A 14,943-nucleotide genomic window follows, 5' to 3' on the forward strand; every position below is an offset into this window, starting at 1 on the left:
TAGTAAGTGCGGTGGTTTTTTATGGTGTTTTATAAAACATCTGTAAAACCTACCGCACTTTTTTATTTAATCACCACGCCGACAATGCTGCGTGTGTCTTCACGTACTTCGGTTAACTGTACACGCAAGATATCGCCAATTTTGTATTGGCGTTGATCTTTCACATAAAAAGCGATTTCATCAGAATTAATCAAAACCTCTTCTTTATTGTCGTGCAGCGTTGAGGCTGGAATAAACATGGAGGCGCCATTTTCTAACAGCATGACGCGCAACCCGCCACGGGTCACATCTTGCACTTCCGCGTCAAATTCCGGTTTTTCAGCGACTTTATCCGCCAAATAACGGCAATATAACCAGTCGGCAATATCACGTTCTACCAAACGATTTTGGCGACGGGCTTCTTGTAAACGCGCAAGTACGCTTTCCTCTGGTTTAGCAAAATCTCGGCCCGCTAAATGGGCTTTGATTAAGCGATGGTTCACCATATCCGAATATTTACGGATTGGCGACGTCCATGTGGCATAGCCGTTTAAGCCTAGGCCAAAGTGCGGTGCCAATTCCGCTTTAAATTCTGCGAAAGTGAGGAAACGACGCAAACGGAATTCCAAATAATCCCCTTCAATCGGTTCAATATCATGGCGCATTTGGCAGTAACCTTTTAAGGTTGCCAAATTTTCTGGCACGTAACGACTTTGTAATTCCACCTTATTTTCATCATTGGCTAAATTAGCTAACAAGAAATGGTGCGCGTTTTCTAAGAATTTTTTATCAAATCCGGTGTGCGTGTTGAAAATGCCGCATTGCAGGTTTTCATGTAAAAATTGGGCGGCGCAGATATTGGCGATAATCATGGATTCTTCCACGATTTGGTTGGCAATACGACGGTATTCCGCTTTAATTTCTTGCACTTTGCCGTTTTCTGCCAGCACGAAAGAATAATCCGGTTTTTCTTTAAAAAGCAGGGCATGAGTTTTGCGCCATTGCGTTCTGGTCAGGGTAAATTGGTGCAACCAGTGAATTTGCTGTGCCGTTTCCGGATTTTCCGGCTGCCAAGCATTAGCTTTGCCTTCTAAGTAATCGGAAACTTGGTTGTACGTCAATTTATCTTTTGATTGCACATCGGCTAACACAAATTTTGCCGGCCCACTGATGTTGCCCTGCAGATCTGTTTCAATGTAGCAAACCAATGCCGGACGGGTTTCGTGAGGTTTTAAAGAACAAAGCTCATCGGAAAGTTCGCGCGGCAACATCGGAATATTGAAGCCTGGCAGATAATTGGTGAAACAACGTTGTTTGGCGTCTTTTTCGATTTGTGAATTTAAACTGATGTAAGCTGTTGGATCGGCAATGGCAACCACTAATTTCCAGCCGGTTTGTTCACCGTTTGAGGTGATAGGTTCAATATACAAGGCATCGTCCATGTCCTGCGTGGTTTCAGAGTCGATGGTGACGAAGTGAAGTGCGGTCAGATTTTCGCGTGTTTCTTGATCCTGCATTTTATAGTGATCTTGTCCTTGCACCGGTTCACGCGGTTGTTCGTGACGAGCAAGGGTCACCCACCATGGCGCCAGTTCATCCTCGGCGTGACAGATAAATTGAGTGATTTGCGCATAGAAAAAACGGTCGTCGCGCAACGGGTGAGTTTTCAAGGTTGCCACAACCCAATCGCCTTCCTGTAATTCTTCTTTGACGGCTTTGCTTTGTGCGGCGCCAATGGGCTGATTGATGTTAGGGTGATCAACAAGCACCTGCAATTTCTTGTCTTTATTGAACCGTACTTTCGCGATAAAACGGGTAAGCATCGGCTCGATTAAGGTCTCCGGTTCGGCTTGTTCTTTATCGCCTTGTTTTTCGATAGTGGCACTGATTTTGTCGCCGTGCATCACTTTTTTCATGGCAGGTGGTGCAATAAAGTAGCTTTTTTTATCACATTCTAAAAAGCCATAGGCTTTATCGGAGCCTTTTACCGTGCCTTCTACACGTTCTTTACTGTCATGAATTTGTTGTTTGAGCTGCGCGAGTAATGGGTTGTCTTGGAACATAATTATTTTTATCGTAGGGCAGACTGGAACCTGCCGAAATCATCATAAAATGGCGGAGTGAACTCCGCCTTACAAATAGAAAAGGCAGGTTAAAAAACCTGCCGATAAATAAAGGAAGAAAAAATTATTCTTCGCCTAATTCGCCCATGGCGGTGATGCTGAAACCGGCATCAACATGGACGATTTCACCGGTGATGCCGGAGGCTAAATCAGAACATAAGAACGCCGCGGAGTTGCCTACATCTTCGATAGTCACGGTGCGGCGTAATGCAGCAGTTTTCTCGAAGGTTGCCAACATTTTCTTGAAGTTTTTAATGCCGGAAGCCGCTAAGGTACGAATCGGGCCTGCGGAAATGGCGTTCACGCGAATGCCGTCTTTACCTAAATCAGCCGCCATCACGCGGGTTGCCGCTTCAAGAGAGGCTTTGGCTAAACACATGACGTTGTAGTTTGGAATGGCACGCTCTGCACCTAAGTAAGAAAGGGTTAATAATGCGGCATTCGGATTCAAATATGGGCGTGCCGCTTGCGCCATTGCCACGAAGCTGTATGCGCTGATGTCGTGGGCAATGCGATAACCTTCGCGAGTTGCCGCATTCACATAGTCGCCGTCTAATTGATCGCCCGGTGCGAATGCGATGGCGTGTACGAAACCATCGAATTTATCCCAGTGTTTGCTTAATTCTGCGAAGCAGTTTTGAATGCTTTCATCGGTGGCAACGTCTAATGGAAGCACGATGTTTGCGCCAAACTCTTTGGCAAATTCTTCAACACGCGGTTGTAATTTTTCATTTAAATAAGTGAACGCTAATTCTGCGCCTTGCTCTTTCATCGCTTTTGCGATGCCGTAGGCGATAGAACGATTGCTGGCGAGACCTGTGACTAAAATACGTTTACCTGTTAAGAAACCCATAATTATTCCTGTTTGTTTTAGTGAAAAAATTGGCGAAATTATACTTGTTTTGCTTGTTTTGAGCAATGTAGCGATCTTTGGTTTAACCAGTTAAGCCGGATTATCGATATCTTTAAATTCCACGTCAAAACCCTGTTCTTTTGCCAGCCACTCGCCTAAGGCTTTTACGCCATAACGTTCGGTGGCGTGGTGGCCTGCAGCAAAGAAATGAATCCCTTGCTCCCTCGCAGAATGGATCGTTTGTTCCGATACTTCTCCGGTGATAAAAGCGTCACAATTTTGTGCTGCGGCAAGATCGATATATCCTTGTCCGCCGCCGGTACAAATACCGACTTTACTAATAAAGTGCGGTCCGTTTTCCGTGCAAATTAACGGCTTGCGGTTTAACACGCGTTCAATACGTTCGGCAAATTGTTCGGCAGTTAACGGTTCTTTTAAGGTGCCCCACACCGGAATGCTGACAGCGTTTTGTTCTAACGGTTGAAGATTTTCAATGCCAAGTAAGCGGGCGAGTTGAGCGTTGTTGCCTAGCTCTGGGTGAACATCCAAAGGCAAATGATAGCCGTATAAATTGATGTCATTGACTAATAACGTTTTGATTCGTTTGCCTTTCATGCCGCGAATACAAGGATTTTCGCTTTTCCAAAAATAACCATGATGAACGAGCAATGCATCGGCTTTTTGTTCAACAGCATAATCAATTAACGCTTGACTGGCAGTGACGCCGGTGATGATTTTTTTGATTTCCGCTTTGCCTTCTATTTGTAAGCCATTGGGGGCGTAGTCGTTGATGGTATCGCTATTGAGCTTTTGATTGAGTAGATTTTCTAGGGCTAAATTGTGCATAGATGTTCTCTGAATGAAGAAAAAGAATGGCGTAATGATAATGACTTTGGTAGGGAATAAGAAGAAAAAAATGGCCGGTGCGAATATCTTTGATAAAGACGTGGGGGAGTGTTTGCACCGGCCACTGTGTTTAAGAATGACGACTATCTTAAATAAAAACGATTTCATTATACAAATTATTATATAGCGATCAAGTGAAATTTAACGATGTGGTTAAAAAGTTTATTTCATGTTGATGAGCTTGGTGTGTATAGTGAGAACATAATGAAAATAAAAGAAAATTTCTTTTTTAAATAAGAAATGCCTTGATCATCTTGATATATCAGCAGTAGCATTTTTGACAAATTTCATCTTATGTAAGGAGCAATTTCATGCCTAAAACCCCTTATATTCCTTCTTCCGATCTTAAAACAATTCTGCATTCTAAACGGGCTAACTTGTACTATTTAGAACATTGTCGAGTTTTACTCAATGGTGGACGGGTGGAATATGTGACCGATCAAGGCCATGAATCCTTGTATTGGAACATTCCTATTGCTAACACCACGTGCCTATTGCTAGGAAGTGGAACTTCTATTACACAAGCCGCGATGCGAGAGCTTGCCAAAGCAGGAGTGATGGTGGGTTTTTGTAGTGGTGGAGGTACGCCATTATTTAATGGGACTGAGGCTGAAATCGGTTGTGATTTCTTTAGCCCACAAAGTGAGTATCGACCAGTGGAATATTTACAGCAATGGTGTGCTTTTTGGTTTGATGACACAAAACGTTTGTTAATTGCTAAATCATTGCAACATATCAGATTGCAAATTTTGCGAAGAAGTTGGGAAAAGTTAGATTGGGAGTTTGATTTGGACATACTGGATGCTGTCATTCAGAAATTTCAAGTTGAATTTCAACAGGCAGTGAATAGCCAGGCGTTATTAGCGGCAGAGGGTCGTTTTACGAAAGAAGTGTATAAATTAGCCAATTATTTTACGCTTCGTGATCCGAATTTTGTGCGTAGTGAGCGAGGCAACAGCATTGATTTAACCAATCAATTGTTGGATCACGGCAATTATTTAGCATATGGACTGGGTGCAACAGCCTGTTGGGTGCTCGGTTTACCACACGGTTTGGCTGTGTTGCACGGAAAAACACGCCGTGGCGGTTTGGTATTTGACGCTGCGGATATGATTAAGGATGCTATGATTTTGCCACAAGCCTTTATTTCTTCATTAAATGGCGATACAGAAAAAGAATTTCGCCAAACCTGCATTGAAAATTTTTCCCGTTTTGAAGCGTTAGATTTGATCATTGATGGGTTGAAACAACTGGCTGCTCAGGGGGGCACGAAATGAACATTTTGCTGGTTAGTCAATGTCAGAAAAATGCGTTAACGGAAACCCGTCGCATTTTAGATCAATTTGCCGAACGTTGCGGTGATCGTGTATGGCAAACGCCGATAACTCAAGCAGGACTGGACACGCTCCATAAAATGCTACGACAAACCGCGCGCAAAAATACGGCAGTCGCGTGTTATTGGACGCATGGTAAAAATTTAACGGAATTACTTTGGATTGTTGGCGATAAATCACAATTTAATGCGGAAGGTCGCGTACCGACAAATCGAACCAAACGCAATATTTTACGAACGGAGGATGAAGGTGGCTGGTTACATGCGTATTCAATCCAAATTATGAGCGCACTTGCCGCGTTATTGCACGACTTAGGTAAGGCTAATAAAGCTTTTCAGTTGAAATTGAAACCTCAGGCATTTTCTCATGCGGATTATTTTCGTCATGAATGGATTTCAGCTCGCTTATTTGAAGCGATGATTTCCGGTTGTCAGACAGATCAAGAATGGCTGGAGCGTTTAGCAAACTGGTCGGAATATAAAGAAAATTGGTTGGATGTACTCAATATTGATGAACCTAAAATCGTGAATAAGGCGGATTTTAGTCATTTACCTCCTCTGGCAAGAACATTGATTTGGTTAATCACCTCGCACCATCGTTTGCCATTTTTTAGTGATGTAAGTAGGGAATTAAATGTAAGAAACCAAAAGAGCGTTTATCTAGATGACGCTAAATGGGAAAATTTTTATCAACATCAACTCTATCCCACCGATCAATGGGTAAAAAACGAGAAAAGTACCCATCCCAATAAAAAGCAATTTTGGCAATTCGATTTTTTGGCGACGGACAGTCGGTCTTGGCAAAAAACAATGAGTCGTTGGGCGAAAAAGGCATTGAACCATCCGACATTACTTACTATGGATTTTTCTGATCCCTTTTTTTTGTTGGTGACCCGCTTATGTTTGATGGTAGGGGATCATCATTACTCTTCTTTACCGGCGGATATAACGTTAGGTGACAAAGATTTTAACTACAAACTCATTGCGAATACGGATAAAAACCACCAGGCGAGACAGGCATTGGATGAGCACTTACTTGGCGTTTGTAAAACGGCAGTTTATTTTTCACGCTTATTGCCTAAATTAAAGGCAGAATTGCCTGCCGTGAAACAGCATAAGCCTTTTGTAAAACGCACTTCTATTTCACGTTTTCAGTGGCAGAATGCGGCATTTGATTTAGCGAAAACCATTCGTGATGATACGGAAAAGTGCGGTATGTTTTCTGTGAATTTAGCCAGTACCGGTTGCGGTAAAACCTTGGGGAATGCACGCATTATGTATGCGCTGGCTGATCCGCAAAAGGGGGCGCGTTTTACCGCGGCATTAGGTTTGCGGGTTTTAACGTTACAAACAGGGCAGGCGTTACAACAGAAATTAAGTTTGACCGAGGAGGCATTAGCCGTTTTGGTCGGCGGAAGTGCGGTACGAAAACTATATGAATTGCAACAAACAAAGGAAAATGATGGCAGTGAATCTGCTCGACTTGAATTTGAGGAAAATGAAGTTTACGGTGCCGATTTTATTGAGTCTGCTCTTGAAGATGAAAAATTTGCAGCGGTTTTGCAAGATCCTAAGGCTCGAAAATTATTTTATGCACCAATTGTTACTTGTACTGTCGATCATTTAATGGGAGCGAGCGAAACGGTACGCGGCGGCAAATATATTGTGCCGATGTTGCGTTTACTGACTTCAGATTTAATTTTGGATGAACCGGACGATTTTAACCAAGAGGATTTACCGGCGCTTTCTCGTTTAGTACATCTTGCCGGTTTGTTTGGTTCCCGCATTTTGCTGTCTTCAGCAACGCTGACACCTGATTTTATTGCCGGTTTATTCCGCGCATATCAATCAGGACGGGAAATTTATAATCGTCAACAAGGACTTAATCAAAAGGCAATTTGTTGTGCTTGGTTTGATGAATTTAAACAAAAATCGGTGACTTGTGCAGATCTTGAGGCGTTTGAATCAGCACATCAACAATTTGTCCAACAACGCGCGGATAAACTACGTAAAGTATCGGTACGTAGAAAAGCACAAATTATGTCTTTGCCACCATTAAAGAAAATTGAAAATCAATTGTTTGATGTATCAACTCTAGCAGAGCATTTAGTGCAGCAAGCCATTAGTTTGCATAATATTCATGGTGAATACGATTCAGTGACCAAAAAACAAATTAGCTTCGGGTTAATCCGTTTTGCCAATATCAAACCGATGATTCCGATTGCTAAGCAACTTTTTCAATTAGAAATGAAACCGGAGTGGCAGGACTATCAAATCCATTTATGTTGTTATCACTCTAAACAATTATTGATTCTTCGCTCAACGTTAGAAGAAAAACTTGATCGCATTTTAAATCGTACGGATAGTAGAAAAATCTTTAGCCAACCTGAAGTGATGGCTGCCGTGGCGACATCTCAAGCTAAACATCAGTTATTTATTGTACTGGGGAGTCCTGTGACGGAAGTAGGACGAGATCACGATTACGATTGGGCGATTGTCGATCCTTCTTCTATGCGTTCTATTATTCAGCTTGCTGGGCGTGTTTGGCGACATCGTCCTGATAAAGTCGCAGAGCAACCTAATATTGCTTTACTTCCAACAAATTGGCGCGGTTTAGCCGGGCAAACAGGGGAGATTTTTAAGAAGCCGGGATTTGAGGATAAACAGCATCCGTTAGAAACACACTGTACGGAAGAACTGATTCCAGTAGAGCAACTTGAACGAATTGACTCGTTGCCTCGTATTATAAAACGATCGGATTTTCGACCGCACTTTTGTTTGGCTGACTTAGAACATCAAGTCACGGCAGATTTGCTGAATAATCCCAACACAAATTGTGTAAATGCATATTGGGATAATACATTGAGTAATCGGTTTACCGCTAATTTAGCGCTTATGAGCCGTTTTCGAGAATCACGCAAGCAGAGAAATATTGTCTGTTTATTGGATGAAGACGGCATACCCTATTTTCGAGAACAAGAACGCGCATGGGATATGCCGGATAACCCGCAAGATGCTTTACCGGAATTCCGCTATCAGGCATTAAACGTGAAAAATGATTTTGTTAAAACCTGGTTAGATATGCCTTTGCCGCTTGCATTAAGTGAGTTGGCTGAGAATTTGAGAGAGGAAAGTTTACTCTTTACGGCATTAAAATACGCTACAGTCACTTTAGACGAAAACACGGCGCAGTGGTGTTTTAACGAAACCTTAGGATTCTGGCGGGAGGATTAAAGTAAGTTTTTAGCCTGTTTAAAACGAATTTAAACAGGCTATATTTTTAGAAATGCGGCACAGTGGCCGTTTGGCTTAGACCGTAGGCACTAAAAGATCCTTCGACGGATTTTGCTTTATAGACGGATTTTATGGCTAAAATAAATTGCTGTTTTGTGCTGCTACTTTTCAAATGTGCGTGTGGATAGACACGTTGAGTCGCTTGTTTTTGCAGTATATTTTGTCGTACTTCTTCGCTCCATTTACCTTGTGCCTTTAAGCGTTTTTCCGCCCGTCGAAGGGCACTTTGTCCTTTCGACTGAACACGTTGATAAACACGGTAGCTTCTGACCTTTTCCGGAATCTGCATGCTTTCACTAATCAGTGCATAGTCGCGCAGTTCTTGCAATTTAAAATAAATAAAACCGCAATCATTCTCTGAACCGAAGATGCGAATAATGCCGCCGAGGGTCTTATCGTTACCATAAGCAGGAAACGCAAGACCGATTCTGCCTTCAAAGTGCGGTAGAATTTGGTGGAGTTTTTGCAAACAGAAGCTAATGACTTCTGTTTGCAACATATCCACTTGCGGAATCGCTCTGATTTCAATGTAGTGGGTTTGTGTCATGCTTATTCCTTACCGCTTGCACCAAATACACCGCCACGGATAAGTACGCTAATGACATAATGCTGTTGTTTAACCTCAGGCGTTTTATCATTGAGGATCCAATTATCAAATAAAGTATAAAAATCCAATTTTTCTTTTGGTTGACGAAACGCCGTGCCTAAATTGGTGACCGCACCATAAGGTTCCACCGGAATTGGGAATTCGGCATCGGATTTGTACCATGTATCAATAGTGCGGATAGCATTGCCAACTTTTTGCGAGTGCATGGCCGCTTTTTCATTTTCAACTTTGTAGAGTGTTTTACTTTTGCGACTGTTGGAATCAAGAATAAGCTCTTGTGACGGATAAACTTCTTGTCCATAACCCATTTTGGCATAAGCCGTGACATTTAAAATTACAAATTGTTTGCCGCTTAATCCTAACTCGATGAAATTGGCAAGTGCTTTGAGTTCGACGGATTCATCATCAAAGTGATTTAATGAAAGGACTTTAGCGTTATCGAAAGTAAGCGTTTTGTCATTAAATTCTACCTCAATTTTAATGCTTTCCGCATTCATTCGATTGCGCCACAACCAACGGGCATTGGCAATATTGGTAGCATAGCGTTTGGCAAGTTCTGAAAAGCCTTGATTTTCAATATAACTTTGTACGGTTTTAATCACTTTATCCTGATAACCTTGATCGTTGCAAACACAAGGAGTTCCATTAAAAGGCAAGACTTTACAGGAAAAACGCGCAACCAACATATCGTTTTGAGCATTTAACATGGCGACATCAACGCATTGTAAATTAGGTTTTTGAATTTCCGCATCTAATTTGGCTGGATCATTCGTAAGAGTATTTTTAAGACGATTAGAAATGGTGCCGCGAACGGACTTTTCACGAATTTTAACGGCTTCTTCAACCGGATTTTTATCTTGGCTGTTACATTGCGTAAAAAATGCATCGGAAATATCTAAATTGCGTTCAAATGCGAGTACGCTTGGGGTTGTGTTTGATTTGCTCATTATTGGTCTCCTTGTGAAATGAGGTATAAGCCGTTTTTAGGTTCGATATAGCGCCAAAAACAGCGGGATAAATCTTGCGGTAAATTAAGTGGGAAAACCCATTTGCCTAAGCTATATAAGGTTTCCACATATTGGCTTGGATACTCGAGAGTACGGCAATGTTGTAGTTGCCCAGCATCAAACATAGGTGAAATTGCTTGATAGCCCACAGGTATTGGCACAAGCCAACCTCTGCCTTGTTTAATGCTGTAACTTTGCCATTCATTTGCTTTGGCATCCGGGTGATTGGGAATATGGTGTAACATTGCTGTTTCGATCAATGCATCTAATGCGGTGCTGTCAGGCTTCGCCTCTAAAATAACGAAGTCCCCTTGTTTCAAGCCTTGTTGCAATTCTTTTGTGATTTCAATCAGTTCGGCTTGCGCATCCACCAACACAAATCCCGGAAGTAATTGGCTTTTGATTATCCATTCTTCCTCAATATGATGTAACTGAACGTCTTCAATACTGAAAACGGAACCGCCGGCAATCCGTTGTTGCATAAGCTGTGTTTTGCACTTTGATAAGAAATCTTTGGCTTCATCACAATCGGCGTCATTTTTTATGTGACGAGAAAGTGCCCTGTCGGGAATTCGTACTTCAACGACCAAAGAAACGTTTAAATGTACTTTGCCTTCTTCAATAATCGGAGCCGTTTCTCCATTTCTTCTTATTGGATTGCGGGTTTGAATAAAAGTGCGGTCGGAAAATAAAGTGGATTGATAAGCCTGCAACTCATGATGATGGCAGACAATCATGACGCCATTTAATAGCGCTTCGCCATTGAATTTACGGCTCAATGCATGTATTGCACCGACAAATCCGCTGATGGCAGGAAAACCATAGCTTAAAGGACCCGAAATGGCATTGGCGGACTGAATGTTAATGTGTTTGAAAACCAGATAAAAATCAGCGTTCATATTGGATCCTTATTTGTTTAAGCGGGCTTGTGCGGCAATGGCTTGTTCCATATCTCTGCACCATTGGTTGTATTCCGGTGTTGCAAAATCTTGTTGAATGGATTTGAAACGCCATTTTAGGCAAGCATTAATCCACAGCGCAAATTGACGAATGATTTCAGCACTCCAATTATCTTGTTCAGCGTGTTGTCGGAAGATCTCTTCACCATCAAGTTCGGCACGACCTGGATCTAACCAGTACTTTTGATATTCGTTGAGCGAATAGTCTTTACTCCAACCTGCCGGATGGGTTTTTTGAATACGCTCAACCTGCATTAAAACCGTTTGTGCAATTAACTCCAGTGCAAACTTGCGCTTGTCTCTTTCCGGATAGATATTCTTTTCCGCCTCAACAACTTCATACAACAGATTAAAGCCCTCACGACAAGCATAAGCTAAACGATGGTTAAAGATTGTCGTTTGTTTTTCGGTTAAGCGTATCTGTTCTCGCGATTTAAAAATTGGGGGAAGGGAAGGTAGTAGATAATGTCGGCCTTTTTGAGATACGTTTAATAGCCCTACATTTTGGTTGTTGCTACCTCCAAGTATAGTCATTCCTATATTTTTTAATGTTGTATATGAAAGTTGTTTTGTATCTTGCTTATAGCGATTGGTTAATGCCAATTTGTTATTATCAGAATATCGTAGTTGATTGATTTTATTATAAAAATAATTTGTTAGGGAAGAAGGGTATAAGGGCACTAGACAGGTGTAATTATTTTCTTGGGGATCCGGATTATTGACCCATAAAATTTGTTTATTACGTTCATCGCTACTAGGTTTTGTTAAATCACCTTTTAAGGCATTTTGAAAGCAGACTTTATATTGATTCGATAATTCCGGATCATCTGCAAAACAGCCTTCGAGACGAGGATCATCGGTGAGTAGCAATTCTTTCAGTGTAACCCCTTTTTCTGCATCAAGAATAATATTAAAGAAACCGGCCAAAGGAAGTGCCGCCGCGTTTCCATTTGCATCAAGTTCTAATTTAGGGATTAATTGCGAACCGACAAGTTCAGGAGGAAGCGTCGGAGCAGATTGAAAATTTACGTTGTCTCCTTTTGAGGAAGAATGAATGCCTCGAGAAATATGCGTTCCAAAATAAAGCTGTTTTGCTAAAACAAGCGCCGCATTTGGAATCCAAACATCAAAACGATATTTTTCGTCGTAGTCGGCAATTTTTTTTAGTAATTCCTCTTTATCTGAAAGATTGGCATTTTCTAGTTTTTTCCTATCGGCTTCTGATTTCTTATGATTTTGTTCAACAAGAAATTGTCGGATAGTTTTTACTATGCTTGTTTTAGTTATCATTTTATTTATCCATAGGGGTTTATTTTTAAATTTTATTGTATGCTTAATATATCGATAAACAATCATGTGATTTTAAAGTTGTGAGTGAGATCACGAAATTATTTATATTTGTTATATATAGCTCTACCTATTCGGCAGTTAAAGTTTCAAATAAACACCTATTTTCTAAGCTACTTGTTCAGTAGGTTTATGATTATAGCAATAAACTTACTTTTCAGACATTAAACGTGTAGCTTTATCATCTTTGATTTTGTTGTGAGAAAAAGTGCGGTCAGTTTTTTAGGCGTTTTTATCTGCCTATTCGGCAGTGAAGAGTGTTGTACTGGTACCGCAAAACGCCGAGCATTTCTAAGCTGCCTATTAGGCAGTGAAGTATAATCCAAGCTAACGTACCGCTGAAAATCATTTCTAAGCTGCCTATTCGGCAGTGAAGGCGGGGTGATAAATGGCTGAAAAACTTTATTTTTTCTAAGCTGCCTATTCGGCAGTGAAGGCCTTCAATTGGCGTTATTTGAACGTGCATTATTTCTAAGCTGCCTATTCGGCAGTGAGGACATTCTCGCCACAATAATGCTTTACTTTGTCTTTCTAAGCTGCCTATTCGGCAGTGAAGTTAGAGAACTTTGCGGAGGCTCTTTTTTCAGATTTCTAAGCTGCCTATTCGGCAGTGAAGGGAGGCTGTATGAAACAAATAAGATCGCAAATTTTCTAAGCTGCCTATTCGGCAGTGAAGTTAAGTGAATACGAAGAAATTCGGCTCATGCATTTCTAAGCTGCCTATTCGGCAGTGAAGGCTAAGAATCTTTACTAAGCCCTTTGGGTGAGTTTCTAAGCTGCCTATTCGGCAGTGAAGTATATAATAGCTCGCAAATATGGCATTCAAGATTTCTAAGCTGCCTATTCGGCAGTGAAGTGGAGCCGTCATACCTGATGATAAGTCATTTTTTTCTAAGCTGCCTATTCGGCAGTGAAGGCTGAGAATGTCAAATATCACTCAGTTAAAATTTTCTAAGCTGCCTATTCGGCAGTGAAGATCCCCCCGCCCTCATATCCGCCGAGCCCACTTTTCTAAGCTGCCTATTCGGCAGTGAAGCAGAGCTTACCCGGCAAAATTTGTTAGATAATTTTCTAAGCTGCCTATTCGGCAGTGAAGGTATTGGTTGCTGCCGACCGATAGCCTGTATTTTTCTAAGCTGCCTATTCGGCAGTGAAGGCGATCACGTTGTTTTGTCCATTCGGACACTTTTTCTAAGCTGCCTATTCGGCAGTGAAGTCGGAAAAACCGCAAACATGGCGGCTAATGCATTTCTAAGCTGCCTATTCGGCAGTGAAGTGGCGCAATAAACTTTCTTAGTCTCGCTGCCGTTTCTAAGCTGCCTATTCGGCAGTGAAGTGAGGTTATAAAACTTGAATGTAATGGCAGTTTTTCTAAGCTGCCTATTCGGCAGTGAAGGAAAACGGAAAATTGATTAATCAGGGCAAGCTTTCTAAGCTGCCTATTCGGCAGTGAAGGTTGGTCACTCCGCCAGTTGTCCTTAAAACATTTTCTAAGCTGCCTATTCGGCAGTGAAGAAATCATCCGCAAATACTCAATCGAGGAAAAATTTCTAAGCTGCCTATTCGGCAGTGAAGGCGAAATTGCACCAAGTCACCTGGATTGGGCATTTCTAAGCTGCCTATTCGGCAGTGAAGGCGAAGCGGTGGTGAGCGATTTAATCGGTGTGTTTCTAAGCTGCCTATTCGGCAGTGAAGACTTTTAAACACCCCGTAAACGTCATTTAAAATTTCTAAGCTGCCTATTCGGCAGTGAAGTTTGCTTTCTTTTGCTGTTACCGGGCGCTCTTTTTCTAAGCTGCCTATTCGGCAGTGAAGGTAATAAGGCGTAATTTAATTCCGTTTCATTATTTCTAAGCTGCCTATTCGGCAGTGAAGTAAGGCGGCGATGTTAAATGCCGGTCAAAACTTTTCTAAGCTGCCTATTCGGCAGTGAAGCAGGAGCTTGGAGGATGGACAAAAACAGATACTTTCTAAGCTGCCTATTCGGCAGTGAAGGTTTTCCTTCTGCATCGAGTTTAATATAAGCCTTTCTAAGCTGCCTATTCGGCAGTGAAGCTTTATTGCAACAAACCTCTATCAGTTTGTAATTTCTAAGCTGCCTATTCGGCAGTGAAGCTCATAATCTAATTTAATCGCCTGATCCTTACTTTCTAAGCTGCCTATTCGGCAGTGAAGGAAGAAAAATCAGGTTGCCTTTCCGGCGGTAATTTCTAAGCTGCCTATTCGGCAGTGAAGAATAACTCGGCATTTTTAGAAAAATTTCACAATTTCTAAGCTGCCTATTCGGCAGTGAAGCTCTTAGCTTTATCTGTCATATTTCTTCCTTATTTCTAAGCTGCCTATTCGGCAGTGAAGCATGGATATTGGTTTTAAATCTTCCTGATTTTTTTCTAAGCTGCCTATTCGGCAGTGAAGTATATGTGCGAGGACTTGGGCTTAACAGTTTGTTTCTAAGCTGCCTATTCGGCAGTGAAGCTTTATTGCAACAAACCTCTATCAGTTTGTAATTTCTAAGCTGCCTATTCGGCAGTGAAG

The 14,943-nt window shown here is 41.7% G+C and carries 9 protein-coding genes and 1 CRISPR repeat array; of the genes, 2 read left to right on the top strand and 7 right to left on the bottom strand.

From position 1 onward, the window contains the following. Positions 1-62 precede the first annotated feature (62 nt). The 3 genes from rnb to DK415_RS01475 all read right to left on the bottom strand — a co-directional run bounded on the left by rnb (position 63) and on the right by DK415_RS01475 (position 3,801). The gene (rnb, locus tag DK415_RS01465; RefSeq protein WP_109432122.1) at positions 63-2,042 is read right to left on the bottom strand and encodes an exoribonuclease II; all 1,980 of its coding nucleotides are present in this window, start codon (positions 2,040-2,042) and stop codon (positions 63-65) included. Positions 2,043-2,166: 124 nt separating this feature from the next. Beyond that, positions 2,167-2,955, bottom strand: a complete 789-nt coding sequence (locus tag DK415_RS01470) for an enoyl-ACP reductase FabI (protein ID WP_005703676.1) — start codon at positions 2,953-2,955, stop codon at positions 2,167-2,169. A gap of 90 nt (positions 2,956-3,045) precedes the next feature. Continuing rightward, on the bottom strand, positions 3,046-3,801 hold the full coding sequence (locus DK415_RS01475; RefSeq protein WP_109432123.1) for a Nif3-like dinuclear metal center hexameric protein: 756 nt from the start codon (positions 3,799-3,801) through the stop codon (positions 3,046-3,048). 371 nt (positions 3,802-4,172) lie between these two features. Here DK415_RS01475 and cas1f point away from each other — a divergent pair, with 371 nt between their 5' ends. Together cas1f and cas3f are read left to right on the top strand one after the other, a co-directional pair. Next, positions 4,173-5,138 carry a type I-F CRISPR-associated endonuclease Cas1f gene (gene cas1f, locus DK415_RS01480; RefSeq protein WP_109432124.1) on the top strand — a complete coding sequence of 322 codons (966 nt, stop codon included), beginning with the start codon at positions 4,173-4,175 and terminating at the stop codon, positions 5,136-5,138. Continuing rightward, positions 5,135-8,428: a type I-F CRISPR-associated helicase Cas3f gene (gene cas3f / locus DK415_RS01485; RefSeq protein WP_109432125.1), complete on the top strand. Its 3,294-nt coding sequence runs from the start codon at positions 5,135-5,137 to the stop codon at positions 8,426-8,428. The genes cas1f and cas3f overlap by 4 nt, the downstream gene beginning before the upstream one ends. Positions 8,429-8,474: 46 nt before the next feature. Here the strand turns inward: cas3f and cas6f are convergent, their stop codons facing one another. Genes cas6f through csy1 form a run of 4 tightly spaced genes read right to left on the bottom strand, consistent with a single transcriptional unit; the run spans position 8,475 to position 12,351 of the window. Further along, complete coding sequence (gene cas6f, locus DK415_RS01490) at positions 8,475-9,035, bottom strand: type I-F CRISPR-associated endoribonuclease Cas6/Csy4 (RefSeq protein WP_109432126.1); 561 nt, start codon at positions 9,033-9,035, stop codon at positions 8,475-8,477. Positions 9,036-9,037: 2 nt separating this feature from the next. Further along, entirely contained in the window at positions 9,038-10,042 is a 1,005-nt protein-coding gene (gene csy3 / locus DK415_RS01495; RefSeq protein ID WP_109432127.1) for a type I-F CRISPR-associated protein Csy3, read from the bottom strand. Then, positions 10,042-11,001, bottom strand: a complete 960-nt coding sequence (csy2, locus tag DK415_RS01500) for a type I-F CRISPR-associated protein Csy2 (RefSeq protein WP_109432128.1) — start codon at positions 10,999-11,001, stop codon at positions 10,042-10,044. Before csy2 ends, csy3 begins: the two co-directional genes overlap by 1 nt. A gap of 9 nt (positions 11,002-11,010) precedes the next feature. Further along, the gene (gene csy1, locus DK415_RS01505; protein ID WP_109432129.1) at positions 11,011-12,351 is read right to left on the bottom strand and encodes a type I-F CRISPR-associated protein Csy1; all 1,341 of its coding nucleotides are present in this window, start codon (positions 12,349-12,351) and stop codon (positions 11,011-11,013) included. A 285-nt stretch (positions 12,352-12,636) separates the two neighbouring features. Next, positions 12,637-14,943: direct repeats of the CRISPR family, unit length 28 nt; unit sequence TTTCTAAGCTGCCTATTCGGCAGTGAAG.

The organism is Aggregatibacter segnis, from assembly GCF_003130075.1.
Classification (GTDB): domain Bacteria; phylum Pseudomonadota; class Gammaproteobacteria; order Enterobacterales; family Pasteurellaceae; genus Aggregatibacter; species Aggregatibacter segnis_A.